Origin of the sequence: Janibacter alkaliphilus, from assembly GCF_013408565.1 — a bacterium.
Classification (GTDB): domain Bacteria; phylum Actinomycetota; class Actinomycetes; order Actinomycetales; family Dermatophilaceae; genus Janibacter; species Janibacter alkaliphilus.
Window position 1 is genome coordinate 974,756 of sequence record NZ_JACBZX010000001.1, and the last position, 25,344, is coordinate 1,000,099.

A 25,344-nucleotide genomic window follows, 5' to 3' on the forward strand; every position below is an offset into this window, starting at 1 on the left:
TCACGAGGTCGGCGAGGGGGTCGGGGCCGGACCAGGGCTCGGTGACGGCTCGGGATCCTCGGGCTCGGTGCCGGGAGGGCCGGGCTCTCCTGGAGCCTGGGTCGGACCGTCACTGGGCTCCGGCTGCGACTCGGCATCCTCGACCAGGTCCTCGAGATCCTCGGGCGTGAGGTCGTCGACGTAGTCACGTCCTGCCTGTCGGGCGTCGACCTCGACCGGCTGCTCCCAGTACTCCTCGAAGGTGTCACCGTTGTCCTCCGACTGATAGTCGTCGAAGTTCTCATCCCAGGCCTCGACGTCCTCGGGAGAGCCCTCACCGTCGATGTACTCCGGATCTGTGCCGAGGATGCGCTCGATGAGGCTGGGGTTGGCGTCCCGGATCATCTCGTGCTGACCCGCGTGCCGCATCTCGTGGACGATCGTGTTGATCGCCATCTGAGGATCGTCGAGCAGGTCTGGGTTCAGCACGAGCTCGCGCGGTCCGTCTCGCCACACGCCGAACTCGTTGCTCGACATGGAGGAGTCGTAGGTGATGTCCGGGGGATCGATGCCGTAGCGAGCGGCCTGTTCGCGGATGATCGCGTCGAGCACGGCGTCCTGCTCTTCGGGGGTCATCTCGTCCCACGCCGCCTCGATCTCCGGGTCCAGCTCGCCGTAGACCTCGTCGTCGGGCTCCGTCCAGTGGGGGTCGCCGCTGGCGTAACCGCCGCCCGGCCCGGGCCCACCGCTGGACGGCCGTGACGACGAGCCGGCTCCCGCCCCTCCGCCCCCCGCCTCGCTGGCCCGCTCCTGGTCGGCGGCGTCGCGCTCCAGCTGTCCCGACATCGAGCGAAGGGTCTCGGTGGCCTGGGCGATCGCCTGCCGCGCGCCCGGCCAGCTCGCGCTGAAGTGCTCCAGGTCTGGTCCGGTCCAGTTCTCAACGAGCACGCCGAGCAGCGCGCTGCCGTCCTCGCCCACCTGGTCCAGGCGATCGGCGTCGGCCCCCAGCCGGCCACTCACGTCGCGGAGGCGGTCCGGGTCGGCGCCCTCGCTCACCACTCCCATGAAGAACTCCCCTGCTCTGCATCACGGTTGCGCGCCAGCCTAGGACAGTGGTGTCGCCTGGACGATGGGGAGCACTCCCCGCCGTAGGTGCTGGCGTGAGGTCAGCCGTCCTCAGGCTCGCTCGATCGGCGCCGACGGGGCACGCGGCTGGACACCTCGCCCGAGATCCGCCCACCCATGCCACGCGCCCGATCGAAGCCCGCGCTTCCCCGCTGCCTCGCGGCGTCGAAGCCGCTCGCCCCGGACGCCACCGCTCGATCGCGAACCTCACCCGCCGCCGCTCGCCAGCGACGAGCTTCCAGGGCGTCGCGGTCGCGCTCGATGCCCAGGCGCCGGTGGAAGTCGCCGAGGTCGCTCGCGACAGCGTTGCTCGACCGGACGACGACACCGGAGCTCGACGGGCTGGTGAGAACCTTGGAGTTCGCTCGCTCAGCGGCCGCGTCGAGACGCTCGATGAGTCGCTGGGTGCTGCGCACGATGACGTCCCGTCGGTTCTGTCGCGCGGCGCGAACCCCTTGTCGATGCTGATCCAGCTCTTCGGGAGCAGAGTCGAGCACCCGGTCGAGCTCGAGGAGACCGATCGCGTCCTGGAGCTGGAAGCAGCGCGCGAGGACAGCCAACCACTCGTGCGTCTCGGCGGCAGCCTGCTCACTGACCTCGGCCAGGTCGCCGATCTTCTGCTTGCTCTCGACGCGCTCGGCGATGGCGTCGATCTGGCGCAGGGCATACGCCTGCGTGCGAGCGATCGGAAGCGCTGCAGCCTGCACCTTCGACCACGTGACATCAGAGACGCGACCCGTCTCCCGGCGGATCGTCAGCGCCTCCTCGATGACGAAGTCGACGCCGACCATGTCGGCCACGGCCGCATCCTTCTGGGCGCGCAGGACCGCGTCGACCTTCTCGTCGATCACGTCGAGGTAGTCGGTGATCTCGTTCATCGTCTGCTGCATCGCCAGCTGAGCCATGAGTCCGGCTGCACCGGCCAGGGCCGCCGGGTTCGTGAGGAGCCCGCCCTTGCTGAACTCGACGAAGCCCTTGATCTGCCCCTTCGACCCCTTTACCACGCCGGTGCTGACGCCGCTGGTGGCGTTCTGGCGCAGCCCGTACTTCCGAACCGTCTCGGCCGACTCCTTGGTCAGCTTGACCCACCGGCCCGAGTTGGCCGAGATGCTGGCCGCGGCCTGAGTCGCGCCCGCACCCGCCGCCATGGTCTGGCTCAACCTTGGCAGTCCCAGGTTCTCGGACGGCAGGCCCTCGGCGGCGAGGAATCGCTCGACCGCTCGATCGTCACCGATGACGGCCAGGCCCTCACCGTCGCTGATGAGCTGGATCTCGTCGTCCACACCGCGCCCCTTCGACCTTGATAGCGGGCCGGTTCGTAGGCCTGGTCGGCCGCCCGCTGCCCAGAACGCTACAGACGTGCGTCGACTCGCGCTGCCGCTCGGCGGAGGGGCCATGAGATCACCGGCCGTGCGCGGCCGCCGGGACCCGAGACGCAGCGCGGCGGGACGCCTCACCAGTGCCAGGCGTCGCCCCCGACGTTGCGGATGACCTGCTGGAGGGGGGTGATCGTCGTGATGTAGTCCTCGCGACTGATCCCGACGCCGCGCTCCTGCCCCAACTCCCGCTGCACGCGGGCCGCCTCGCGGAAGTGCGCGCTTCCTGCGTCTGTCGGGTGGATCGTCGAGCCCTGGCGGCGAGCCCACCCCTTCGCCAGGCACGCCTCGAGGGCGTCGCGGGCGACCTGCTCGGTGTCGTTGGGACCGATCGTCTCCAGCATGCGCCGCTCGTCCAGGCCATCTGCGTGCAGGGAGAGCTGGTGCAGCACCCACCACTCCGCCTGCGCCACCCCGACCTCGGCGAGGCGCGACCGGATGCGCTCGCTGATGGCCTCGGCCGCACGCGCGGTCCAGAAGCCGATGGGTTGGTGCTCGGGCGGCTGCATCTCTCGCTCCATGGCGGGGACGCTAGGAGGTCAAGCGGACTCGAGGTCAAGCGGACTCGAGGTCAAGCGTGCTTCTGGTCCGGCAAGCCGACGTCGGCCGTGCGTGCGGTCGGGGCTGCGGCGACTTCGACGTCCGCCCCTCTTGACGCGTAGGTTTATTCCTACGCATCATGTGGGCATGCCACGCCGACTGAAGAGCGGACCGCTGGACGAGGTGTTCGGCGCCCTCGCCAACCCCACCCGCCGCGACATCCTCGACGCGCTGCTGCGCGGCGAGCACACCGCGGGCGAGCTCGCCGGGCGCTTCGACATGGCCCGCCCGAGCGTCTCCGAGCACCTGCGGGCGCTGCGCGAAGCGGGGCTCGTCGACGAGCGCCACGAGGGACGGCAGCGCATCTATCGCGTGACCGGTGAGCCGATGGCCGAGCTGATCGACTGGCTCACCCCGTACGAACGCTTCTGGCGCGAGCGGCTGACCGCTCTCGGCGGCGTCCTGGACAGCTTGGACGACCAGCCGACGCACGAGCACACGCACACGCACGACGAGCACACGGACGAAGGGACGGACAGCTGATGAGTGACGACCTGACCCGGATCGAGGTGGACCAGTTCTTCCCCCACCCGCCGGAGCGTCTCTGGCGGGCACTGACGACGCCCGACCTCATGGCGCAGTGGCTCATGCCGAACGACTTCGAGCCGGTCGTGGGGCACCGGTTCACCTTCCGCAGCCGCCCGGTCGCCCAGACGGGCTTCTCCGGCGAGATCGCCTGCCAGGTGCTCGAGCTCGCGCCTCAGGAGCGGTTGCGGATCAGCTGGGCCGATGCCGCCGACCCTGAGGGGATGGCGACGACGGTGACCTGGACGCTGCGGGCCGAGGGCACGGGTACCCGCCTCTTCGTCGAGCACGCCGGCTTCGACCTCGACGACCCCAACCAGCAGATGGCCCGGACCTTCATGGACGGCGGCTGGCGGAGCCACATCATGCGTCGCCTGGGTGAGCTGCTCGACGGCCCGACCTGAGCGCCGCCAACACCAACCGCCAACCGTTCAGCCGTCATCCGTCTTCACCACGGCGGTCCACCCGGACCATCCACGCTCGGCCATCAGCTCGTTGAGGTGACGCCACCCTGGCGCCGCGTCGAGGGCCTGCTCGTCGAGGAGGTGGGCCAGCCGGGGCCCGACGACCTCGCCACCTCGATCGAACCACTCCTCCCGCTCCCCTTCGCTGGCCTCGCTGAAGACCTGAGCGAGATCGTCGGCCAGCTCGACCAGGCGGGGGTCGTCCCGATCCCAGTCGCTGGCGTCGCCGAAGCGTCGGTAGAAGTCCATCGCGCCCGGGGTGTCGAGATGCTTGTCCTTCGCCGCGATCCACTCCGGCACATGCTCGGGGGCGTGCGCGGCGAGCATGATCCAGCCGTCACGCTCGAGCTGGATCATGCGCTCGGACATCCCGGCCTCACGCAGGCGGTCGAGGTAGGCCACCACCTCCTCGGGGAGGGCGACGGACTCGCTCGCGACCAGGGCCCGGACCCGGGCGCGCTTGCCCTGCAGCTCCCGGACCTCGTCGCCGAGCGCCCGATCGAGCTCGGCGACGGCCACGGCGAAGTCGGCCGGCCCGGCGGCGAGCAGCTCGCTCACCCTGGCCAGCGGCACACCCGCGTCGGACAGGGTGCGGATCCGGATGAGGGCGACCACGTCGTCCGCGGTGTAGCGGCGGTATCCGGACCGGTCCCGCGGCGGCTCCGCGAGCAGGCCGCGCTGGTGGTAGTGCCGCACGGCGCGCGCGGTCACCCCGGCCAGCTGGGCGACCTCACCGATGGTGAGCACGTGGACCTCCTCTCACGCCGGCTCGCGGTCGTACAGACGCCTCGAGCCTAGGTATCCGGCGAGCCCGATGACGAGGCACCACGCCAGAGCGATCCAGCCGTCGGACCCTGCCGGCTCTCCGGTGAGGAAGGAGCGGAGCGCCTCCATGACCGGCGTGAAGGGCTGGTGCTCGGCGACCCACCGGAGCCCTGCGGGCATGGTGTCGGTCGGGACGAAGCCGCTGCCGATGAAGGGCAGCAGGCTGAGGATGAGCGGGGTGTTGCTGGCTGTCTCGACGCTGTCGGCGGAGAGCCCGAGGAGCACGGCCAGCCAGGTCAGCGCGAAGGCGAAGATGGCCATCAGGGCGAGCGCGCCGACCCAGCCGGCCGCCGTCGCCTCCGGGCGGTAGCCGAGGAGGACGGCGACCCCGAGCAGGACGGCGAGGCCGAGCACCGACTGGATCATGGCACCGACGACGTGACCGGTCAGGATGCTGACCCGGGCGATCGGCATGGTCTTGAAGCGGGCGATGATGCCGGCGGTCATGTCCATGGAGACCGAGATCGCCGTCGAGCTGGCGACGCTGGCCAGGGTCATGGCCAGCACGCCCGGCACCACGTAGGCGAGGTAGTCGGCGCGAGCGTCGGCACCGTCGCCGCTCGGCGGCCCCGCAGCACCCGTGGCCCCCGCTCCCATCGTGCCTCCGAAGACGTAGACGAAGAGGAGCAGGAAGACCAGCGGCATCGCGAGCACAATGATGGTGAGCGAGGGGTAGCGGACCAGGCGGCGGACGGCGCGGCGGGACATCGTGCGGCTGTCGCGGAGCGCGGACCGGCCGCGGGGCGAGGCGTGGACGGCGGTCATCAGGCCACCTCCTCGGCGACGGTCTGATCGGCCGGTGACGCGGCATGGCCGGTCAGGGCGAAGAAGACGTCGTCGAGCGTGGGCGGGCGGGTGTCGAGGGTCTCGACGACCGCCCCGGCGCGGTCGAGAAGCCCGAGCACCCCGCTCAGCTCGGCCGGGCGCCCGTCGAAGGGGACGGTCACGGTCAGCGTCGCCTCGTCGGCGTGCACCGCCTCGCCGATCGCGGTCATCGCGCGGCGCAGGGATCGCTCGGAGTCGAGGCGCAGCTCGAGACGCCCGCCGGGCGCTCGGTGCTTCAGCTGGGCGGTGGTGCCGTCGGCGACGATCCGGCCGCCGTCGAGCACCGCGACCTGGTCGGCGAGCTGATCGGCCTCCTCGAGGTACTGGGTGGTGAGGAAGACGGTGACCCCTTCGTCGACCTGGTCCCGGACGAGCTCCCAGACGGTGCGCCGGCTCCGTGGGTCGAGACCGGTGGTGGGCTCGTCGAGGAAGATCAGGCGCGGTCTGCCGACGAGGGTCATGGCGAGGTCGAGCCGCCGCTTCATGCCTCCGGAGTAGGTCGCGGCGGGGCGGTCGGCGGCCTCGACGAGGTCGAAGCGGTCGAGCATCTGCTCGACCCTGGCTGCCGCCTCGCGGCGGCCGAGGTGCGCCAGGTCGGCCATGAGGCGGAGGTTCTCGCGCCCGGTGAAGAGGTCGTCGAGCGCGGAGAACTGGCCGGTCATCCCGATGAGGGCGCGCACCTGCTCGGGGTTCGCGACGACGTCGTGCCCGAGCACGTGGGCGGATCCGTCGTCGGGTCGTAGGAGCGTGCAGAGGATGTTGACCATGGTGGTCTTGCCTGCCCCGTTGGGACCGAGCAGCGCGAGCACGGATCCGGGCGAGACGGTGAGGTCGATGCCCTTCAGCACCTCGTGCTCGCCATAGGCCTTGCGCAGGCGTGAGATCTCGATGGCGTGGTGGTTCATGACAGGAGCGTGCGGGGTTGACCCTGGGTCAAGGTCAAGCGTGGTCGTGCGGACGGTCGGTCCGGCACTCCTTCGGCTAGCTCCCGTGGCCGAGCTCCTGCCCGGAGGATCAGCCTCGCGTGGCACCCACCCGGTCGGCCACCGCGTCGACGCTCTCGGGGGTGATCGGCGCCGCGACGCCGCCGGTGAGCAGGGCGCGCAGGCCGACGTCGAGGTGGTGGTCCCACGCGGTCGAGCAGACCTCGTGGCACTCCAGCCCGGGGTGCAGACCGTGGTGGGTGACCGTGATCTCGCTGCCCCCGTCGGCGGGGGTGATGGCGAAGGAGATCACCGTGCCGACCCAGTCCTCGATCTCGTGCGCGTGATCGGAGCGCTCGACCGTCCAGGCCAGGAGCCGCCCCGGTTCGGCGGCGGTGACGACGAGCTCGGCGTGGTGCAGGCCGGGGACGTCGACGACGAAGCGGTCGCCGACCCCTTCGGCGGAGCCCTCGATCATCGCGACCCACCAGGCGCGGGGTTCGGCCGCGGCGGCGAGCGCCTGCTCCGGGGTCACCGGGGCGTGGAAGGTGGTGTTGTAGCTCGGGCGGCTCGTGGCTGCGTGGGTGAGGTGCGTGCTCATGGGTCCTCCGGCGGTGGCGGTCGGGACGGGTGGGGTCAGGCGTGCGCGAGCCGCCAGGCGGCGTCGGGGAGCCGGTCGCCGGTCTCGAGGTAGGTCTTGAGCGCGGCGAGCACGGTGGGCCAGCCGCCGGCGATGCCGTCGTAGGTGGCGCGGTCGGGCAGGTCGGTGTGGGTGACGGTGAGCTGGACGACGCCGTCGGCCGGGACGAGGTCGAAGGTGACGACCGAGCCCGGCTGGTCGAGAGGCTGGGCCGCCGGCTGGAAGGTGTGCACGAGGCGGCGCGGCGGGTCGGCCTCGAGGATGCGCCCCCAGATGTGGTGCTCGCCGTCGAGGCTGCCCTCGCGGTGGGTCCACGTGGCGCCGACCTCGTAGTCGGAGACGTTCGCCTTGCCGCCCCAGTAGGCGAGCGTCGCCTCGGGGTCGGTGAGCGCGGACCAGACGGCCTCGACGCTGGCGCTGATGTAGGTGACGTAGACGAAGTCGGGGAACTGCTCGGGCATGTCGGCCTCCTCGGCGCGAGCCTTGATCGCCGCGAGGGCGTCGAGGCGTGGGGTGTCGAACTCGCGGATCCAGCGGCGCTGGATCGCGTGGATCGGCTCGGGGTTGAGGTAGCTGCGGCGCTCGCGGCCGCGGCGGACGACGGTGACGAGGTTCGCCGCGACGAGCAGGTCGAGGTGCTGCGTCACCGACTGGCGGGCCATGTCGATACCCGCGCACAGCTGGCCGACCGTCTGCCCGTCGTCACGACGAAGGGCGTCCAGCAGCCGGCGGCGCGTGGGGTCGGCCAGGGCCTTGAAGACCTCGTCGAACCTGTCGTCCCGATCCATGGCTTCAATATGCAGGCAGATGCCTGCCTATGTCAATGGTGAGGTACGGGAAGGCGAGATCGGGTGAGCGAGGGGGAGCTGGCGGCCGGTGCCGCTGCGGCTCGGAGGTGGCGTAGGTGCGGCGGGCTGCGGCGGTCAGGCGAAGGGGTTGACCCAGGTGACCTCGGGGAAGCGCGCGAAGTCACTGTCCGCGCTGACCACCGCCACCCCATGCTGGATCGCCAGCGCGGCGAGCTGCGCGTCCGGGACGAGGTTCCCGGTGACCTGGTGCTCCGCCACGAGCCGCCCGAGGATCGCCCAGGTCGCGGCGGTCACGTCCGGCAGCCAGGCCGCAGGAGCGGCGAGCCAGTCCTCCACGTGGCTGACGGCGGCCGCGGGGGCGAGCGGCTCACGCATCACCCGGGGATGGGTGCTGATCCGCAGGAAGGCCCCCAGGCTCTGGGCAGGGAGCCCGATCCGCACGTCGCCGTTGAGGTGGTCTTCGAGGAAAGCCCGGGCACGCTCATGCCCTCGGGCCGTCTCGTCGACGGCGTAGAGCAGGACGTTGGCGTCGAGGATCACTCGTCGCCGTCGTTCTCGAGGAGGTCCAGCACCTCACCGACGTTCGAGACGTCGACGCGGGCGCCAATCGGGGATGTCCGCTGCACGAACCGCTTCTCGGCCCCGCCGGCCCTCAGCCCGCGTCGAGCGAGCGCGACGACGGCCTCGCTCGTGCCCAACCCCTCCTCGCGACGGAGCCGGGCCACCTCCGCCTCGATGTCGGGGGTGAGGTTGACGGTGGTGCGCATGACTCTAGGATACATCACCGATGCGCCGCCGAGCGCATCAATGATGCGTCCGTTTCGCGCCGCTAGTGTCGAGAAGCAGCGCAGATTGCCCACGACACGCGTCCCACTTTGCACAGACCGCCCCTGATGGCACGGCTGTGCAAAGTAGGCCTCCGCAGCCCTGCCCAACTTCGTCGGCCGTTCGGCTCCATCACGGTTGCCTGGTGGGCATGCCCACCCCGACCTAGGAGTGGTTGCGGGGCGTTGACTGTTTCCTCCTGAGCCACCTTCGGTCGGAAGTGTCAGACCCGCTGTTGTGATGCCTTCCTCACATCGGCGAAGACCTTTGGTTCGCCGTCGGTGAGCAGCATGACCTCATAAGGGTCGAACTCGGCTTCCTGCTCCATGCCTGGCGTCCCGACAGGCATGGCTGGCACGCTCAGGCCGCGTGCGCCCTGCGGTGGGTCGGCTAGGTACTTCAGGACGAATCGTGCCGGGACGTGTCCGACGAAGACTTCTCCATCGGAGTTGAGCGACAGGTGGCAGGACTGCATGTCCAAGGGGATGTCATGGCGTTCCCAGACCTCGTGGAGGGCTTCGGGGTGCTCGGTGGTGATGGTGAACCCGTTGTCTTCGGCGTGGTCGACCCATCCGCTGCAGCACCCGCAGGAGGCATCCTTGTACACGGTCATCGCCAGTTGTGCCGGGTCGACTCCGTAGTCGGCGACCTTCGCGGGCATCGACGTCTCTTTCGCGGTGGGCGCCGGGCCATCATCCGCGCAGGCGCTCAGCAAGGACGCCGACCCGATGCCAGCCAGGAGGAGAGTGCGTCTGCTGATCTGTTGGGGGGTGCGTGAACTGGTGAACATGCGATCAGGCCCTCCGATGTGTTGAGGGGCCCGGCCGGCGTGAATCCGGCCGGGCCCGTTGGGAGAAGTCAGAGCGAGGCGCGCATGGTGCGCATCTCCTTGATCTCGGCGTTCTGGTCGCTGATGACGTTCTTGGACAACTCCACCGCGTCGGGGTTCTCCCCGTCCTGGCGGTGGTCCTTGGCCATCTTCACGGCGCCTTGGTGGTGCTCGATCATCTGGTCGAGGAACAGCGTGGAGGCTTGTTCGCCGTCGGCTGCCTTGAGCTTCTTGATGTCCTCGGGGCTGACCATGCCGTCATGGCTCATCTCGTCTCCGGAGCCGGAGTCGCCACCGTGGCCCTCGTGGCCCGAGTCGTCCTGACCCCAGTCCTTGAGCCAGGTCTGCATCTCCTTGATCTCTGGCCCTTGGGCCTTCTTGATCTGTTTGGCCATCTCCACCACGTCGGGGTTGACCCCGGACTTGTCGAGGATGATGTCGGACATCTCCACGGCCTGCTGGTGATGCATGATCATGCCTTCGGCGTAGGTGACGTCGGCCTCGTTGAACTGTGCCGACGCCTGGCTACTGCCGCTCTCGCTGCCGCCGTGGGAGTCGTGGCTGCTACTGCCTTGGGAGCAGCCACTGACGATGAGGGTGGCTGCCGCGGCGGTCGCCAATGTCTTGGTGATGGTGTTCTTGCGCATGCGAAATCGCAGTTCCTTTGTCTGGTGTCGTTGATCGGGCAGGACTGCGTCCGGCGACGCCGTGTGGCGTGCTCGGACGCGAGACACATGCTCACGTTCGGCTGATGCACAGCCGAATCAACGAAACGCGTGACAGGTGCCCCGGTAGGGGTGGTGACTGGGCAGCGAGCCAGGTCACCCACGGGGGTTGCCATCGCCACGAGGAGCCACCGCGCCGTGGCACGAGGGTCACCAGCCACAGCAGCACGAACAAGCACATCGCGGCCATCGAGCCGTGCCCGTCGCAGCCGGGAGACGGACATGAATGCGCGCCCGAGCTCGCTGGGTCTTGATGCGTGTGATGGCCCGTGCTCGCCTGCACCTGCTGGGTGGACACCTCGCCCGGCATGTGATGGCCGACGGAGAATCCGTGCATGGCAAGGATGCCTGCGACCACCGAGGTGGCCAGCCCCAGAACCAGCAGGCCCCATGGAGGCTGAAGCGTGCGACCAAGCTGCGTGCGCGCGCTGTGGTCGGGGGCCATGGACCACATTATATGAGTCGCCTGTCGTGGGATGTCGGCGGCAGGACCCCTCGCCGCGCCGGCACGTGGTCGGCGCGGCGAGGAGGCTGCGGGCAAGCCAGATCAGATGTCACCTACGCGTGCAGCAGTCCCCCTGCAACGACAGGGGGACAACCTGCTCTTCTGACACCGGCACGGGTCCAGCTATCGGGCGACCACTGAGCGGACCCCAAGCGACTACCGACGCGCTGTCCAACCATGCGGTCGACGCATGTGACCCCACCCATAACGTGAGGTGCGGTATTCCAGCTCCACGCATAACGAGACGTTTACCCTAGATACTGGCGGCCCTGCTCTAATCTGCGCTGCATCTCGACACTAGATGTCGAGATGCAGTGAAGACTGCACACGACACGCGGCCTAGATTGCACAGATCCCGTCGCCGGTGGGAGGCCACGCAATGTATCGAGTTGGGCTATGCAACGCCCACGACTCTCAAACTCGGCCCTTGCGGAAGTGCGATTCTACGGCTCTCCGCATTTGAGCGGGGCGTGTGCTGATTTCATGCTGCTGGTCTCTGCCCTCGGGCGAGGGCGATGTGGACCATGATGCGCCTTCGGTAGTTGTCCATGTTGGTGAAGCCGCATCCGACACGCTTGGTTTGCTTGATGATCCGGTTGAAGCCCTCGGTGCGGGCGTTGGTCACGTCCTCGGTGAGCGCGACGAGCACCGCTGGCCACCAGGTGTCGATCGTGGTCGCCAGGCGGCTGGTTTCCTCCATGTCGGCGCGGGCGGCGGCGTCGTAGAAGTCGTACAGCCTGCGCCGGATCTGGTGCGGCTGGTGTTCGGCCAGCAGCAGGCGCAAGCGTTCCTTGACGGCATGCGCGGCGGCGATCTCGTTGGTCGGATCCTCGGCGGCGAGGGCGGCGTTGAACCGGGCCTTTTGCTTCACGGTGAGGTGCTCGTAGCCGGTGAGCAGCAGTTGCCGGCTGGCCCAGACTTTGTCGGTGGCGGTGCCGCGGCGGCCGTGCAGTTGCCGGGTGATCCGTTGACGGACCTGGGTGACCATGAGGTTGGCGAGGGCGACGAGATGCCACTTGTCGACTGCGATCCGCGCGTCCGGCAGGGCGGTGCGGATCCCGGATCGACAGGTACAACAGCGCCCGCCCGCACACCCGCCTCGGCAACGCCCCACCCGCCGAGTACGAGGCAGCGCACTGCGCTGAGCCCACCAAGTCATCGCGACCGGCAATGACACCTGCATAGACGTGGCATCAACGCGTAGATGTTTCAGTTTCTTCTGTGCTGGGGCTGTGTCAGGTGCTGGACCGGGTGTAGGCAGCGGCGCGCACCACATCGTCGTCCTCCAGTCCAGCTCCTAGTGCTCCGCCCACGGTGGCCAGGCTGGCGGTGAGCCAGCTGATCTTCGCGTAGTCCAAAGCGTTCACTGGGTGACCGGCGACACCGGCCAGTACCTGCTCGTCGACGAGCAGCAGCGCGCCGACCCAGGACAGGATGAATAAGCCGAGGTAGAACACCACAACCCCGATGGCCACGGTCGCGGTGGTGGCCAAATTGAACAGGATCACCTGCTCACGTTGGGCTCGCCGCCGTGGGCGCTCCCACAAGTCGGCTCCCAGGATCAGGGTGGCACTCACCGCCCCGATCGCCATCACCGCCAGCAGGACCAGGCGCACCGGCCCGTAGGCCATGGCCAGTACCCATAGGTCCGAGGCCACCAATGTCAGTATGCCGGTGGCCGCTGCCACGACCATCGCCCGGGAGAGCCGGGCCACGAAGGCCCAAGGCTGGTTGGCGCGGATCATGCCCAGCAGCAACCGCACGTTGCCGCTCAGCACTCGGGCCGTGAACTGCACGACGTTGTCGTCCGGGCGTTCGTCGAGATCGGTGGACAGCTGGTGGGCTCTTCGAGCAAGATCCCGCTGGGCGTTGAGGTCTTCGGCGTCGTAGCCCAGGAGCTGCCCGACCACGTGCACGGTGGTCTCTTGCACCTTCTGCCGTACGTGCACGGCTCCCAGGGTTGGGACGGAGACCAGTCCTACCCCGTGCACGGGGCTGAGCTGGGTGAGCACCGGACGTCGGCCGGTCTTCAGGGGGATCTCGGTGAGCACCACGGCCAAATCCCAGTTCTCCTCCAGCACGCGGTTTCGGGCCGCCTCCAGCAGGTCCAAGGTCTCGGTGGGTGGATCGACCAGCCGGTCTTCGGCCATCTTCAGTTGCCAGCGCACTCCCGGATACCGCTGCACCAAAATCTTGCGCACCGAGGTGGTGACCTCGGGGCCGAGCATCGCACTCAGGGATGGTGAGACCACCAGGCCGATGAGCAGCTCGGCATCGGAAAGGGGTTCGGCAGGATCGGCGGTGGATCGGCAACGCTCAGCAGTCACCGCTCCATGGTGAGGCAACCACGGGCCGGATTGCCACTGGCTCGATGGAGCCCCCAAGGTTTCGTGCAGCACCGCGGGCCGGATTCGGTGGTCGCCTCGATCCCGGAGAGAGCGGTGCTGCTCACTGCGAAATCCTCTCCCTGCCGACGCCGCCAGCGCGAAGACATCACAGCCAGCGGGCCCGGGACCTGCCGGTGTCGAGGACGGCTTCTCGATGATGCTGCAGTGACGGATCGGTTGAAGTGCTTCGGCGGTGTGGGAGCAGTGATCAGCGTGGGGCCGGTCGATTCCGTTCGGACAGGTGATGCATCGACTGCCCAGCGGCAGGTGCGGTATGGATCGCCCCGGGTTTAGTGGAGGGCTGGTTGTGCCGTCTCGGCGGTTGCCGGGACGGTGGTCGTGTCAGCGTAGTAGTGGTCTTCGAGTTCGGTCGGCGGGATGTCTCCGCAGTGGCCGTGGAGGCGTGAGTTGACGCTTCTATATGCGTCAAGCAGCGGCGGCTGGGGCGGTTTGCTCTTGGGTCCGTAGGTGTCGGGTGGTGCGCCAGATCTCTCGGATGAGGTGTCGTTTGAGGCATCGGATGATCTCGGATTTGGTCTTGCCCTCGGCCGTTCGTCGGGTCACGTAGGTCTTGGTGCGCTCGTCGAGCCTCATGCGGACGATGACGATGCGGTAGAGCGCTGCGTTGGCCTGCCGGTGTCCACCTCGGTTGAGTCGGTGACGGTTGGTCCGGCCGGAAGAGGCTGGGATGGGGTTGACGCCGCATAGTTTGGCCAGGGCGGCCTCACTGGTGACCCTGGCGACGTTGTCGCCGATGACTGTGAGGAGCTCGGCGGCCGCGTCGGGGCCGATCCCGCACCCCTCGCGGAGCTGGGGAGCGACCGCGGTGGTCAACCGGTCCAGCTGCGCTTCGTGCTTAGTGATCTCCTCGCTGAGGTAGAGCCACCGGCGAGCCATCGCGCGCAGCGCATACTTCGTCGCGGCGGTGGGGTCATCGACCTCGCCTGGCCTGAGCCCTGCGCAGCGGCGCAGCAGGGCCATCTTGGTCAGCGGCTCGAGTTGCTCGCGCAGATCGGCAGGAGCGGTGACGATCAGGTGCCGCAGGCTGATCATCGTGGCGGCCCGGGCTTTGACCGCGGCGTGCTTGGCGCACTTGATGACGCGGATCATCTCAATGTTCCCGTCCGCGGTCTTCGCGGTTGCGGTGACAGTCCCGGCCAGCACGGCACGGGCGGCGTTCTCCGCGTCGAAGGCGTCCGTCTTGCCGCGCAGGCGACGGTCTCGCCGGTTGGGGCGGGCGACCTCATGGATCGTGACGCCCGTGGGGCGCAGGGCCGCGACCAGTCCGGCCCCATACGAGCTTGTGCCTTCGATGGCGTACGTCAGGGCAACGTCCGCCACCTGGCCAGTGACCTGTCGGCGCAGGCCCTCGGCCCACAGTGCGAGGCGGTCATATCCGGTCCGTGTGGCACTGCACCCCTCTGGCATCGAGGGGGCACACCTGTGCGTGAACCTCCGATGCCAGGACAAGAATGATCTTGGCAAGCCGTGGGTGTACCGCGTTGGCATTCATGTGGACAAGGCGACTGACGGGGCCGCTGCGCGGCGCACGGCCCATCGCCTCGCGACGGATCTCGAACCATCCCTGGATCTGGCCAGCCTCCAGTCCGCACTCGCGCAGATCACCACCAAGCCTCTGGGGGCCGCACTCAGCGGGGCCAAGCCCATCAAGCGCCCCCGAGACCGGGAGAGACGTCTTCAGAGCTGGCTGGCCGAGGTCGATGCCGCAGGCAGCAGTCGGGTGAGCCGCCATCCGGTGTTCCACCATGACGACGGGAGACGGCTGACGGCGCAGTTCTACTTGGCACCGGATCTCGTCACGGGCGCTGACCTCTTGGAACTCATCCTCGCCACCCTGGGATACCTCGCTCGCTCCTGCCGCGAGGGGTAACCCGGAGCCGTCACGACTCAGGGCCCCGCACCCGAAGTCATAAGCGAAGGTTATGCAAACTCATAACATTGGGTTTTTGCTGCAAACGAAGGCCCTCTCTGCAATCTTCGCTGCATCTCGACAACCGTCAGAACCCAGCGTCCTTCGCCATGTCCTTGAAGCGGGCGTAGTGACCCTGGAAGGCGAGGGTGATGTCGGCGGTGGGGCCGTTGCGGTGCTTGGCGACGATCAGGTCGGCCTCGCCCTCGCGGCCGGACTCGGGGTCGCGGTCGCGGTGCAGCAGGATGACCATGTCGGCGTCCTGCTCGATCGAGCCGGACTCGCGCAGGTCGGACATCGCCGGGCGCTTGTCGGTCCGCTGCTCGGGTCCACGGTTCAGCTGGCTGATCGCGATGACCGGCACCTCGAGCTCCTTGGCCAGCAGCTTGAGCGCCCGGGAGAACTCCGAGACCTCCTGCTGGCGGGACTCGACCTTCTTGCCGCTGGTCATCAGCTGCAGGTAGTCGATGACGATGAGCTTGAGGTTGTTCTTCTGCTTCAGCCGCCGCGCCTTGGCTCGGATCTCCATGAGCGCGAGGTTCGGGCTGTCGTCGATGTAGAGCGGGCTGTCGCTGATCTTGCCGACCGCCCGGCTCAGGCTGGCCCAGTCGGGGTCGGACATGTTGCCGCGGCGCAGGTTCTGCAGCGGGATGCTCGCCTCCGCCGACAGGATGCGCATGGTGATCTCGGTGCGGCTCATCTCCAGCGAGAAGACCGCCGCCGCCATCTTGTGGTGGATCGCGGCCGCCCGGGCGATATCCATTCCAAGGGTGGATTTTCCGATCGCCGGCCTCGCCGCGACGACGATCATCTGCCCCGGCAGCAGACCGTGGGTCAGCTCGTCGAGGTCGGTGAAGCCGGTGGGCACCCCGATGAGCTCGTCGCTGCGACCCGAGGCGACCTCGATCTCGGTCATCGTCTCGTTGAGGGTGTCCCACAGCGGCACGTAGTCCTCGCCGCCGCGCTTCTCGGCGACGTTGTAGACCTCGGCCTGGGCGGCGTTGACGATGTCCTCGACGTCACCACCGCCCTGGGCGTAGCCCATCTGGGCGATCCGGGTGCCGGCCTCGACCAGTCGTCGCAGCACCGCCCGCTCGGCGACGATCTCGCCGTAGTAGCCCGCGTTCGCCGCGGTCGGTACCGACTGGATGAGGTCGTGCAGGTAGGCCTGGCCGCCGGCCCGCTGCAGGTCGCCGCGCTTGCTCAGCTCGTCGGCGACGGTGATCGCGTCGGCCGGCTCGCCGCGGCTGTAGAGGTCGATGATCGCGTCGAAGATCAGCTCGTGCGCCGGCCGGTAGAAGTCGACACCCTTGACCGTCTCGCCGACGTCGGCGATGGCGTCCTTGCTGAGCAGCATCCCGCCGAGCACGGACTGCTCGGCCCCGACGTCCTGCGGCGGCATCCGGTCCTTGTAGCCGCCACCCGCTGAGGGTGCTCCGTAGGACGCCTCGAGCTCGCTCGTCGACACGCTCGCTACCCCTCCTGCCTCGCCGCCGGACCACCGTCACCACCGACGCCCCAGGCCAGACCCCTGTTGGAGATCCCTCGGCAGCGCGGTCCTCGTGGGCCCGCGGGAGCGGCGGAGGAGCAACTGTCGCACCCGGCACCGACAACGCCCAAGAGCGCCTGTGGAGGGGGCTGTGGACCACCTGTGGACGACGCGCCATGCGGATGTGCACATGCGGTGGACAACTCTGTGGAGCATGACGAAGGGTGACCGGCGACACGCCTCCTGACCTGCGGCGACGTCATGCACGGCGTGTGGAGAGCAGAAAGTCGCCGAGCGGCGCCGTCCACAAGCGCAACCCGGTGCCGAACCCCTACAGGCCAGTCACGAGCCCCGGCACGGCAGGGTCGACAGCTCCTCGGCCGTCGTCGGCGGCGCCGGTCTCAGCCGGTCTGGGCGTAGCGTTTGCGCGCCCGCTCCCGCGCCTTCTCCGCCTCCACCTCGCGGTCCTTCGGCGGCGCCGCGGTGGTCAGCTGGTCCAGCAGCCGCTGCGTGCTCGCCGCCACCTCCTCGACGGCGGCGTCGAAAGCCTCCTGGTTGGCCTGCGACGGCTTGCTCGACCCGCTGACCTTGCGCACGTACTGCAGCGCGGCGGCACGCACCTCGTCGCTGGTCGCGGGGGGCTCGAAGTTGTGGAGCTGGCGGATGTTGCGGCACATGCCCTCCAGTGTCCTCCCCAGCACCGACGGCGCCACCCGACCGGCCGCGCCGGGGCCTCTGCACGAGCGGCGACGACCGGTGCGCACCGTCCACGTCACGGTCTCCCCCTTCAGCGCTGTCGCACCCCCGTGACAGTGTGGAGACATGGCACGCATCGCAGTCTTCGGAGGCCACGGCAAGGTGGCTATGCTCGCTCACCCGCTGCTCGTCGGCGACGGTCACCAGGTGAGCGCGATCATCCGCAACCCGGACCACGCCGACGAGGTGCTCGCGACCGGCGCGGAGCCGGTGGTCGCCGACGTCGAGCAGCTGAGCACCGAGGAGCTCACCGAGCTGCTCACCGGCTACGACGCCGTCGTCTGGTCCGCCGGCGCCGGCGGCGGCAGCCCGGAGCGCACCCGGGCGGTCGACCAGGACGCCGCGATCCGCTCGATGGACGCGGCGAAGGGGGCCGGCGCCGACCGTTACGTCATGGTCAGCTACCTCGGCGCCGGGCCCGACCACGGCGTGCCGGAGGACAACCCCTTCTGGCACTACGCCGAGGCCAAGGCGGCCGCGGACAGCCACCTCAAGGGCTCCGACCTCACCTGGACCATCCTCGGCCCGAGCAGCCTCACCCTCGAGGAGCCGACCGGCCGGATCAGCGTCACCGACCAGGCCGGCGAGGTCTCCCGCGGCAACGTCGCCGAGGTCATCCGCACCGTGCTGGCCGGCGACGGGGTCGCCGCGCACCGGTTCGTCGAGTTCGTCGACGGGGACACCCCGATCGCGGAGGTCTTCACCGCCTGAGGCTCACGCGACGTCGGCCTGCCAGATGTCCGGCCCGAAGACCTCGTACTGGATGTCGGCCGGGGCGACCCCGCGGGCGAGCAGCTGCTCGCGCACGTGCTGCATGAAGGGCATCGGTCCGCACAGGTAGTAGAGCGCGTCCTCCGGCAGGTCGACGTGCGCGAGATCGAGGTAGCCGGGGTGCACCCGCGCGGCCGGATCGGAGGCCTCGGCCGGCGGCTCCTCGTACCAGTAGTGCAGCTGGGCCGAGGGCAGCACCTGCACGTCGTGCTCGATCTGCCAGCGCAGCGGCACGCTGGCCGGCGTCGAGTCGGCGTGCAGCATGACGAAGGGCAGCGTCGAACCGGCCCGGGCCAGATGGGAGAGCATCCCGGCCATCGGCGTGATCCCCACCCCGGCGGAGGCGAAGACGACCGGACGTCCGCCGTCGTCGAGCACGATCGCCCCGTAGGGCGAGGAGAGCGTCAGCTCCTGCCCCTCGACGAGATCGTCGCAGAGCAGGTTGGAGACCTCGCCGTCCGGTGCGTCCTGGCCGTGCACCCGCTTGACCGTGATCTGCCGGTGCTCGCCGTCGTCCGCGGCGGTGAGGCTGTACTGCCGCGGCTGGTGGGTCCCGTCGGGCATGGCCACCTGGGCGCTGACGTACTGGCCGGGCAGCGAGGCGCGGACCAGCCGGTGGTCGGCCCGGCGCAGCACGAAGGTGACCACCTCGGCGCTCTCCTCGATCCGCCGCTGCACCGTCCAGGGTCGCCAGACCGTCTCCGGGGAGGCGCCACGGGCCGAGTAGAGCCCGCGCTCGATGTTGATCAGGGCGTTCGCCATCAACCAGTACACCTCGTCCCAGGCCGCCGCGACCTCCGCGGTGACCGCGTCGCCGAGGACGTCACCGATCGCCCACATGAGGTGCTCGTGCACGATCGGGTACTGGTCGGGCCGGATGCCCAGCGAGGCGTGCTTGTGCGCGATCCGCGCCATCATCGCCTCCGGGCTGCTGCCCGGGTGCTCCAGCAGGTACGTCGCGTAGGCGGCCACCGATCCGGCGAGGGCGACGGGCTGCTCCCCGGCGGCCTGGTTACCGCGGTTGAAGACCCCGTCCAGCAGCTCGGGACGGGCGGCGAACATGTGGCCGTAGAAGCGGCGGGCGATCTCGACGATGTGCTCGCCGACGACCGGCAGGGTCGCCTCGATGATCGGGCGGGACGTCTCGGACAGCACGGCAGGGCTCCTTCGCTCCGGGGATGGCTCAGCCACCGTACTATGCTCCGTAGTAGTCGCGGAGGGTCTCCGTCGGCCGAGGCCGGGTCGGCTCACCGTCGGGACTGGTCCTGGAGCGGGGCCTGGCGGCTGGTCCTGGAGGCTGGTCCTGGGGCGCTGGGTTTCATGGAGGCTGAGCCGGGGTGTGGGAAGAATCGAGTTGGTGCGGGCCTGTCCGCTCCCGCACCATGAGGAGGTGACCGCACCCTCCACCCAGGCGCCCCACCCCGGCGCCGACCCCGCGGGGTCCACCGACCCCCGCACCACGATCATCCTGCGCACGCTCACCGTCGCGGCCTTCGTCGTGATCCTCAACGAGACGATCATGAACAACGCGCTGCCGCGGCTGATGGCCCACTTCGAGGTGCCGGCGACCACCGCGCAGTGGCTGTCCACCTCCTTCATGCTCACCATGGCCGTGGTCATCCCGACCAGCGGCTGGCTGCTGCAGCGGCTCGGGGTGCGCGGCACCTTCGTGCTCGCGATGAGCCTCTTCACCGCCGGCACCGCGCTGGCCTCGGCGGCGCCCACCTTCGAGGTGCTCATCGGCGCCCGGGTCGTGCAGGCCAGCGGCACCGCGGTGATGATCCCGCTGCTGATGACCACGCTGATGAACCTCGTCCCGGAGAACGACCGGGGCCGGGTCATGGGCAACGTCTCGCTGGTCATCGCCGTCGCCCCGGCGATGGGGCCGGCCGTCTCCGGGCTGCTGCTGCAGATCGGCAGCTGGCGGCTGATCTTCCTCGCCGTGCTGCCGATCGCCGCGATCGCGCTCGCCATCGGGATGCGCCTGCTGCCCCGGATCGAGGAGAGCGGTCGCACCCGCCTCGACCTGCTCAGCCTGCTGCTGTCGGCGGTCGGCTTCGGCGGTCTCATCTACGGGCTGTCCTCGCTGGGCGGCGGCCACGGCAGCGCCGACGAGCCCGCCCCCGAGCCGGTCGTCGACCCGCCGGTGGCCATCGCCGTGTCGGTGCTGGCGCTGGCCCTCTTCGCCTGGCGGCAGATCCGGCTGCAGCGCGGCGCCGACCCGCTGCTCGACCTGCGGGCCTTCACCTACGGCGGGTACACGGCCGCCTTCGGCACGATGTGCCTGAGCTTCATGGCCTTCCTCGCGACGATCATCCTGCTGCCGATCCACCTGCAGCAGGTGCTCAGCCTGAGCACCCTGACCACCGGGCTGCTGCTCATCCCCGGCGGCCTCGCGATGGGTCTGCTCGGCCCGACCGTCGGTCGCGCCTACGACCGGTACGGGGCGCCCCGGCTGGTGCTGCCGGGCACGGTCGCGATGACCCTCATGCTCGGCCTGCTCGCGCTGCTGGCACCGGTGGCCGACGCGTGGCTGATCCTCGTGCTGCACGTCTGCCTGTCGCTGGCGCTGGCGATGACCTTCACCCCGCTCTTCACCGCCGGGCTGGGGTCGCTGCCGAGCCACCTCTACTCGCACGGATCGGCCATCCTCGGCTCGCTGCAGCAGGTCGCCGGGGCCGCCGGGACCGCGCTGTCCATCGCCGTGATGTCGCTCGTCGCCGGATCCCTGGTCGACAGTGGCGAACCCGGCCCTGACGAGCTGGCCGTCGGGATGCGCGCGAGCTTCGGGGTGCTCGCGGCGGTCGGGCTGCTCGCGATCGCCTGCGCCACCCGGGTGCGCACCCCGCCGCCGGGCACCGAGCGCTCCGACGCACCCACCCACTGAGCCGGGGCGCGTCCCCTTCCCCTCTGCTGCGCAACTGCCCGGGCAGTTGCGCAAGGGGGGCGAAGTTTGCCCGGGCAGTTGCGCAAGGGGGTGCAGAGCTCACCCGGGCGAACGCGTCCCACGTCGCCGGTGGAGGTGACCGCACGCGCCCCAGCGCGTCGACATACCTCCACCCGCCGGGCACCCATCCCCGGTGGAGGTGATCGCACGCGCCCCAGCGCGCCGGGATACCTCCACCCGCCAGGCACCCCTTCCGCGACGGAGGCGACCGCTCGCAACTGCCCGGGCAGTTGCGCGGGGGTGACATTTGCCCGGGCAGTTGCGCGCAGGAGGTCCGGAGTGTGCCCGGGCAGTTGCGCAGGGGGAGTGTAGTTTCCCGGGCAGCTGCGCAGAGGGCGTGGGGGACCGACTTGACCGGGCCGGACAGAATGCCGGTGTGAAGCCCAACGAGCTCGAGAAGCAGACGACCGCGATCATCCTCGTCGCCGGTCCCGACGCCATCGGGCGGCTGGTCGACTCGGTCAGCCGCCGCTACTCGGCGGAGTACACCGTGCGCTCCTTCGGCACCAAGGCCTCGGCCCTGGTCGGCATGGCCGACATCATCGGCGGCGGCGGCGACATCGCGCTCATCGGCGCCGACCCCGACCTGCCCGACGGGCACGGCCTGGACCTGCTCGCCAAGGCGCACCGGCTCGTGCCCACCGCCCGCCGGGTGCTCATGCTCTCCGACTGGGCCAACCAGTTCGACGACCGGATCCGCAACGCCTCCTCCGACGGCCAGCTCGACGCCTACCTCGGCGTGCCGCGCGGCACCCGCGACGAGGAGTTCCACGCGGCCGTCTCCGAGATCCTCTCCGAGTGGGCCTGGACCTCCCAGGCGGTCACCGTCGACGGCCTGCAGATCGTCAGCAACGTCGACACCCCCGAGCTCGCCCGGATCATCGACGTGCTGCAGCGGATGGGCATGCCCTACCGCCGCTACATGCAGGACTCCGAGGTCGGCGAGGAGATCATCGAGCAGACCGGCACCGACGACCCGCGCTTCCCGCTCTTCCGCACCTTCCTCGGCGACGTGCTGCAGGACCCGAGCATCGCCGACATCGGCGCCCTGATGTACGGCCGGATCGAGCACCTCGACGCCGACCACGTCGCCGACCTGCTCATCGTCGGTGCCGGCCCGGCCGGGCTCGCCGCCGCGGTCTACGGCGCCTCCGAGGGACTGGGCACCGTCGTCGTGGAGAGCGAGGCGATCGGCGGCCAGGCCGGCACCAGCTCGATGATCCGCAACTACCTCGGCTTCCCGCGCGGGGTCACCGGGATGCGGCTGGCCCAGCGCGCCCGCATCCAGGCCACCCGCTTCGGCACCCGGTTCTTCGCCGGCACCGCCGCCTGCGACCTCGTCCCGGGCCACGACGGCGCCCCGCACACCGTGCGGATGGAGGACGGCGCCGTGCTGCGCGCCCGCTCGGTCGTCGTCGCCACCGGCGCCCAGTACCGCCGCCTCATGGTCGACCCGATCGAGGAGAGGGTCGGCGCCGGCGTCCACTACGGCGCCGCCACCAGCGTCGCCCGGGAGACCTCCGGCCGCGACGTCTACGTCGTCGGCGGCGGCAACTCGGCCGGGCAGGCGGCGATCCACCTGGCCCGCTTCGCCCGGACGGTCACCATCGTCATCCGCCGCCCCGACCTCACCTCGACGATGTCGGAGTACCTCATCCGGGAGATCAACGGCACCGGCAACATCACCGTGCGCCCCGGCACCGAGGTCGTCGACGGCTGCGGCGAGGGCCGGCTCGAGGGGATCACGCTGCGCGACCGGGAGAGCGGCGCCGTCGAGGAGGTGGACTGCTCGGCGCTGATGCTGCTGCTCGGCGCCGACCCGTGCACCGACTGGCTCACCGACAGCATCTGCATCGCCGACGACGGCTTCGTCCTCACCGGCCGCGAGGTGCCCCAGGAGAAGTGGGTGGACGGCCTGCCGCCGGAGTCCCTGGCCACGAACATCCCGGGCATCTTCGCCGTCGGCGACATCCGCAAGGGCTCGATGAAGCGGGTCGCCGCCGCCACCGGCGAGGGCGCCGCGGTCGTCCCGCTCGTGCACGCCCACCTCGGTGCCTGACCCGATGACCGGCAACGTCGACGCCGTGGACCCCGACGACCTCGTCTGGCACTACACCGACGGCCACGGGCTGATCTCGATCCTCTCCGGCCACGCGCTGTGGGCGACCTCGTCGGCCTTCCTCAACGACCGCCAGGAGATCGCCCTCGGCGGCGATCTCGTCGCCCGACGCATCCGCGAGCTCGCCGACGGCGACGACAGCGGCGTGCTGGCCCGGCTCGCCGCGAAGGTGACGACCTCGACCGAGCACGGGGAGGGTCCCGGCACGGCCGACTTCTACATCCTCTCGGCCAGCCGGCACCATGACTCGCTGGCGATGTGGCGGCTCTACGGCGGGGCGGCCGAGTCCTACGCCATCGGCCTCGACCCCGCTGCCCCGCTGGCGGTGCTCGGCGACGCCGACCTCCCCGTCGGCCGCGAGAACGGCCTCTACCTGCACCACGAGCCGTGGCAGCCGGTGCGCTACCAGGAGGCCGAGCAGATCGCGCTCGTCGACGGGGTCGTCCAGGCCCTGCCCGGCATCCTCGAGCGGCTGGGGCCGGTCGCCCGCGACCAGGCGTTCGACCCCCAGCAGCCTCCGTCGCCCGAGCTCGGCCACCAGATCGAGCGGCTCCTCGACGACATCCAGGAGATGCTCTTCCTCATCAAGCACCCGGGGTTCGTGGACGAGCGGGAGTCGCGCTACGGGGTCGTCCTGGTCACCGGGGGCCGCGAGCGCCCCAGCATCCCGGAGATCGAGGCCCGGCTCCTCTCCTACCGCCCCACGGCCTACGGGATCGCGCCCTTCGTCCGGCTCACCGGCGGCGACCCGGCGGGCGGGCCACGCGGGCAGGTGCGGCCCGACCCGTCGCCGCTGCCGGTCCGGGCGGTCGCCATCTCCCCGTCGCCGAACGGGCCGGAGTCGACCGCCTCGCTGCGACGGCTGCTCGTACGGCACGGCTACGACGTGCCGGTGCTGCGCTCGGGCATCCCCTTCCGCGGCTGACCCGCCTCAGGCCTTGGCGTCGCCGGTGACCTGCTCGACGAAGGCGATGACCGCCGCCTCCATCTGGGCCAGCCCCGGCTCCTCCAGCGGCAGGTGGCCGGCGCCCTCGAGGTGCTCCACGCTGACCGGGACCTTGGTGATCTGGTCCAGCACCGGCGTGCTCACCTCGTAGGGGGTCCACCGGTCCTCCGCGGGCTGGGTGAGCAGCACCGGGCAGGCGTCGAAGTCGGCCGGCTCCACCGCGGGCACATAGGTGATGTAGTCGGCGAGGAAGCGCAGGCTGACCCAGTTGCCGGCCGAGCTGCGGTCCTTGGCGAGCAGCCGCATCGCGTCCTTGTCGTTGACCAGCGCGCTCATCTTGCCGGCGAGCGACATCGGGTAGGGGATCGTGCCCAGCGGGGTGGGGCCGAGGAGCTTCATCGCCGGGCCGCCGACCCGGGAGGTGACGATGTCGTGAGCGGTGGCGTCGAAGACCGACTGCACCCGCTGGTCGAGGAAGGTCATCCCGACGATCCCGGCGATCGAGCCCTTCGGCGCGGCCGCGGCCACGTGGTAGGTGAGCATCCCGCCGGCGCTGAGCCCGTAGAGCACCACCGGGCGGCCGTCGTCCTCCTCGGCGAGCAGGTCGAGCACCAGCTGCACCCAGTCGTCGTAGGTCGGGGTGGCGCCCTCGGCGACGTCGGTCAGGCCGTAGCCGAGGTTGTCGACGGCGACGACGTCGTAGCCGGCCCGGGCCAGCGGCGCCCCGAGGATGAGGCTCATCTGCCGGCCGTTGGTGCCGACCCCGTGGTGCAGCAGCACCCGCACGGCGGCGTCCGGGTTGCGGTAGCGGTCCAGGTGGACCTCGTGCCCGCGCCAGCGCCAGCGCTCCTCGGTGGGCTCCTGCTCCGGCTCGGTCAGCCGAAGCCGCTCGGGCAGGAACTCCTGCAGGTCCCGCCAGGTCTGCTGGTCACGGTAGGTGCGCGGTGTCGTCGTCATGCCTCCACGCTCCCGCAGAACCCCACCTGACCCCATGGGCACGTGCCCACCGGCGCTCCCTCGCTCA

General features: G+C 70.0%; 27 protein-coding genes. 7 read left to right on the top strand and 20 right to left on the bottom strand.

The genetic code is table 11. From position 1 onward, the window contains the following. The 3 genes from BJY28_RS04695 to BJY28_RS04705 form a co-directional block, all read right to left on the bottom strand. On the bottom strand, positions 1-1,044 hold the full coding sequence (locus BJY28_RS04695) for a WXG100 family type VII secretion target (RefSeq protein WP_179461976.1): 1,044 nt from the start codon (positions 1,042-1,044) through the stop codon (positions 1-3). 101 nt (positions 1,045-1,145) lie between these two features. Next, positions 1,146-2,387, bottom strand: a complete 1,242-nt coding sequence (locus tag BJY28_RS04700; protein WP_179461977.1) for a hypothetical protein — start codon at positions 2,385-2,387, stop codon at positions 1,146-1,148. Positions 2,388-2,557: 170 nt separating this feature from the next. Further along, positions 2,558-3,001, bottom strand: a complete 444-nt coding sequence (locus BJY28_RS04705) for a hypothetical protein (protein ID WP_218875191.1) — start codon at positions 2,999-3,001, stop codon at positions 2,558-2,560. 166 nt (positions 3,002-3,167) lie between these two features. On the opposite strand from BJY28_RS04705, the gene BJY28_RS04710 reads away from it, so the two are divergent. Beyond that, entirely contained in the window at positions 3,168-3,563 is a 396-nt protein-coding gene (locus BJY28_RS04710; RefSeq protein ID WP_179461978.1) for an ArsR/SmtB family transcription factor, read from the top strand. After that, complete coding sequence (locus BJY28_RS04715; protein WP_179461979.1) at positions 3,563-4,009, top strand: SRPBCC family protein; 447 nt, start codon at positions 3,563-3,565, stop codon at positions 4,007-4,009. Before BJY28_RS04710 ends, BJY28_RS04715 begins: the two co-directional genes overlap by 1 nt. A 27-nt stretch (positions 4,010-4,036) precedes the next feature. Here the strand turns inward: BJY28_RS04715 and BJY28_RS04720 are convergent, their stop codons facing one another. The 13 genes from BJY28_RS04720 to BJY28_RS16755 form a co-directional block, all read right to left on the bottom strand. Continuing rightward, positions 4,037-4,816, bottom strand: coding sequence for a MerR family transcriptional regulator (locus BJY28_RS04720; RefSeq protein WP_179461980.1), 780 nt, complete (start codon positions 4,814-4,816; stop codon positions 4,037-4,039). Between the two features lie 12 nt (positions 4,817-4,828). Continuing rightward, the gene (locus tag BJY28_RS04725; RefSeq protein WP_179461981.1) at positions 4,829-5,659 is read right to left on the bottom strand and encodes an ABC transporter permease; all 831 of its coding nucleotides are present in this window, start codon (positions 5,657-5,659) and stop codon (positions 4,829-4,831) included. Continuing rightward, complete coding sequence (locus tag BJY28_RS04730; RefSeq protein WP_179461982.1) at positions 5,659-6,624, bottom strand: ATP-binding cassette domain-containing protein; 966 nt, start codon at positions 6,622-6,624, stop codon at positions 5,659-5,661. Before BJY28_RS04730 ends, BJY28_RS04725 begins: the two co-directional genes overlap by 1 nt. Before the next feature lie 109 nt (positions 6,625-6,733). Next, positions 6,734-7,243 (bottom strand): SRPBCC family protein, encoded by a 510-nt coding sequence (locus BJY28_RS04735; protein ID WP_179461983.1) that lies wholly within the window; start codon positions 7,241-7,243, stop codon positions 6,734-6,736. 35 nt (positions 7,244-7,278) lie between these two features. Further along, complete coding sequence (locus BJY28_RS04740; protein ID WP_179461984.1) at positions 7,279-8,070, bottom strand: ArsR/SmtB family transcription factor; 792 nt, start codon at positions 8,068-8,070, stop codon at positions 7,279-7,281. Positions 8,071-8,205: 135 nt separating this feature from the next. Beyond that, positions 8,206-8,631 carry a TA system VapC family ribonuclease toxin gene (locus BJY28_RS04745; protein WP_179461985.1) on the bottom strand — a complete coding sequence of 142 codons (426 nt, stop codon included), beginning with the start codon at positions 8,629-8,631 and terminating at the stop codon, positions 8,206-8,208. Next, a complete protein-coding gene (locus BJY28_RS04750) occupies positions 8,628-8,858 on the bottom strand; it encodes a CopG family transcriptional regulator (protein ID WP_179461986.1) in 231 nt (76 codons plus the stop codon). Before BJY28_RS04750 ends, BJY28_RS04745 begins: the two co-directional genes overlap by 4 nt. Before the next feature lie 281 nt (positions 8,859-9,139). After that, complete coding sequence (locus BJY28_RS04755) at positions 9,140-9,577, bottom strand: DUF411 domain-containing protein (protein WP_179461987.1); 438 nt, start codon at positions 9,575-9,577, stop codon at positions 9,140-9,142. A gap of 197 nt (positions 9,578-9,774) precedes the next feature. Further along, entirely contained in the window at positions 9,775-10,392 is a 618-nt protein-coding gene (locus tag BJY28_RS04760; RefSeq protein WP_179461988.1) for a DUF305 domain-containing protein, read from the bottom strand. A 91-nt stretch (positions 10,393-10,483) separates the two neighbouring features. Next, positions 10,484-10,915, bottom strand: coding sequence for a DUF6153 family protein (locus tag BJY28_RS04765; RefSeq protein WP_179461989.1), 432 nt, complete (start codon positions 10,913-10,915; stop codon positions 10,484-10,486). Positions 10,916-11,456: 541 nt separating this feature from the next. Beyond that, the gene (locus BJY28_RS04770) at positions 11,457-12,251 is read right to left on the bottom strand and encodes a transposase (RefSeq protein ID WP_343036961.1); all 795 of its coding nucleotides are present in this window, start codon (positions 12,249-12,251) and stop codon (positions 11,457-11,459) included. Next, positions 12,211-13,302 (bottom strand): hypothetical protein, encoded by a 1,092-nt coding sequence (locus BJY28_RS04775; protein ID WP_179461991.1) that lies wholly within the window; start codon positions 13,300-13,302, stop codon positions 12,211-12,213. Before BJY28_RS04775 ends, BJY28_RS04770 begins: the two co-directional genes overlap by 41 nt. Positions 13,303-13,788: 486 nt before the next feature. Then, complete coding sequence (locus BJY28_RS16755; RefSeq protein WP_179461992.1) at positions 13,789-14,703, bottom strand: transposase; 915 nt, start codon at positions 14,701-14,703, stop codon at positions 13,789-13,791. Between the two features lie 64 nt (positions 14,704-14,767). Here BJY28_RS16755 and BJY28_RS04785 point away from each other — a divergent pair, with 64 nt between their 5' ends. After that, a complete protein-coding gene (locus BJY28_RS04785) occupies positions 14,768-15,253 on the top strand; it encodes a hypothetical protein (RefSeq protein WP_179461993.1) in 486 nt (161 codons plus the stop codon). 127 nt (positions 15,254-15,380) lie between these two features. Here the strand turns inward: BJY28_RS04785 and dnaB are convergent, their stop codons facing one another. Together dnaB and BJY28_RS04795 are read right to left on the bottom strand one after the other, a co-directional pair. Continuing rightward, positions 15,381-16,760 carry a replicative DNA helicase gene (gene dnaB, locus BJY28_RS04790; protein WP_425485697.1) on the bottom strand — a complete coding sequence of 460 codons (1,380 nt, stop codon included), beginning with the start codon at positions 16,758-16,760 and terminating at the stop codon, positions 15,381-15,383. 422 nt (positions 16,761-17,182) lie between these two features. Next, positions 17,183-17,458, bottom strand: a complete 276-nt coding sequence (locus BJY28_RS04795; protein WP_179463949.1) for a DUF2277 domain-containing protein — start codon at positions 17,456-17,458, stop codon at positions 17,183-17,185. 145 nt (positions 17,459-17,603) lie between these two features. Here BJY28_RS04795 and BJY28_RS04800 point away from each other — a divergent pair, with 145 nt between their 5' ends. Then, positions 17,604-18,248 (top strand): SDR family oxidoreductase, encoded by a 645-nt coding sequence (locus tag BJY28_RS04800; protein ID WP_179461994.1) that lies wholly within the window; start codon positions 17,604-17,606, stop codon positions 18,246-18,248. Positions 18,249-18,251: 3 nt separating this feature from the next. Here BJY28_RS04800 and BJY28_RS04805 read toward each other — a convergent pair whose 3' ends face one another. Continuing rightward, positions 18,252-19,463, bottom strand: a complete 1,212-nt coding sequence (locus BJY28_RS04805; RefSeq protein ID WP_179461995.1) for a globin domain-containing protein — start codon at positions 19,461-19,463, stop codon at positions 18,252-18,254. 235 nt (positions 19,464-19,698) lie between these two features. Here BJY28_RS04805 and BJY28_RS04810 point away from each other — a divergent pair, with 235 nt between their 5' ends. The 3 genes from BJY28_RS04810 (at position 19,699) to BJY28_RS04820 (ending at position 24,299) form a co-directional block, all read left to right on the top strand. Further along, positions 19,699-21,195, top strand: a complete 1,497-nt coding sequence (locus BJY28_RS04810) for a DHA2 family efflux MFS transporter permease subunit (protein WP_218913344.1) — start codon at positions 19,699-19,701, stop codon at positions 21,193-21,195. 436 nt (positions 21,196-21,631) lie between these two features. Beyond that, entirely contained in the window at positions 21,632-23,314 is a 1,683-nt protein-coding gene (locus BJY28_RS16760; protein ID WP_179461997.1) for an FAD-dependent oxidoreductase, read from the top strand. A gap of 4 nt (positions 23,315-23,318) precedes the next feature. Continuing rightward, entirely contained in the window at positions 23,319-24,299 is a 981-nt protein-coding gene (locus tag BJY28_RS04820; protein ID WP_179461998.1) for a hypothetical protein, read from the top strand. Positions 24,300-24,305: 6 nt separating this feature from the next. Here the strand turns inward: BJY28_RS04820 and BJY28_RS04825 are convergent, their stop codons facing one another. Continuing rightward, complete coding sequence (locus BJY28_RS04825) at positions 24,306-25,277, bottom strand: alpha/beta hydrolase (protein ID WP_179461999.1); 972 nt, start codon at positions 25,275-25,277, stop codon at positions 24,306-24,308. Positions 25,278-25,344: the final 67 nt, after the last annotated feature.

Excerpts from the sequence above, each read along its gene's own strand:
- BJY28_RS04695 (WP_179461976.1), bottom strand. The coding sequence starts at position 1,044 with ATGGGAGTGGTGAGCGAGGGCGCCGACCCGGACCGCCTCCGCGACGTG.
- BJY28_RS04705 (WP_218875191.1), bottom strand. The coding sequence starts at position 3,001 with ATGGAGCGAGAGATGCAGCCGCCCGAGCACCAACCCATCGGCTTCTGG.
- BJY28_RS04710 (WP_179461978.1), top strand. The coding sequence starts at position 3,168 with ATGCCACGCCGACTGAAGAGCGGACCGCTGGACGAGGTGTTCGGCGCC.
- BJY28_RS04715 (WP_179461979.1), top strand. The coding sequence starts at position 3,563 with ATGAGTGACGACCTGACCCGGATCGAGGTGGACCAGTTCTTCCCCCAC.
- BJY28_RS04725 (WP_179461981.1), bottom strand. The coding sequence starts at position 5,659 with ATGACCGCCGTCCACGCCTCGCCCCGCGGCCGGTCCGCGCTCCGCGAC.
- BJY28_RS04730 (WP_179461982.1), bottom strand. The coding sequence starts at position 6,624 with ATGAACCACCACGCCATCGAGATCTCACGCCTGCGCAAGGCCTATGGC.
- BJY28_RS04735 (WP_179461983.1), bottom strand. The coding sequence starts at position 7,243 with ATGAGCACGCACCTCACCCACGCAGCCACGAGCCGCCCGAGCTACAAC.
- BJY28_RS04740 (WP_179461984.1), bottom strand. The coding sequence starts at position 8,070 with ATGGATCGGGACGACAGGTTCGACGAGGTCTTCAAGGCCCTGGCCGAC.
- BJY28_RS04750 (WP_179461986.1), bottom strand. The coding sequence starts at position 8,858 with ATGCGCACCACCGTCAACCTCACCCCCGACATCGAGGCGGAGGTGGCC.
- BJY28_RS04755 (WP_179461987.1), bottom strand. The coding sequence starts at position 9,577 with ATGCCCGCGAAGGTCGCCGACTACGGAGTCGACCCGGCACAACTGGCG.
- BJY28_RS04760 (WP_179461988.1), bottom strand. The coding sequence starts at position 10,392 with ATGCGCAAGAACACCATCACCAAGACATTGGCGACCGCCGCGGCAGCC.
- BJY28_RS04765 (WP_179461989.1), bottom strand. The coding sequence starts at position 10,915 with ATGGCCCCCGACCACAGCGCGCGCACGCAGCTTGGTCGCACGCTTCAG.
- BJY28_RS04770 (WP_343036961.1), bottom strand. The coding sequence starts at position 12,251 with ATGTGGTGCGCGCCGCTGCCTACACCCGGTCCAGCACCTGACACAGCC.
- BJY28_RS04795 (WP_179463949.1), bottom strand. The coding sequence starts at position 17,458 with ATGTGCCGCAACATCCGCCAGCTCCACAACTTCGAGCCCCCCGCGACC.
- BJY28_RS04800 (WP_179461994.1), top strand. The coding sequence starts at position 17,604 with ATGGCACGCATCGCAGTCTTCGGAGGCCACGGCAAGGTGGCTATGCTC.
- BJY28_RS04820 (WP_179461998.1), top strand. The coding sequence starts at position 23,319 with ATGACCGGCAACGTCGACGCCGTGGACCCCGACGACCTCGTCTGGCAC.
- BJY28_RS04825 (WP_179461999.1), bottom strand. The coding sequence starts at position 25,277 with ATGACGACGACACCGCGCACCTACCGTGACCAGCAGACCTGGCGGGAC.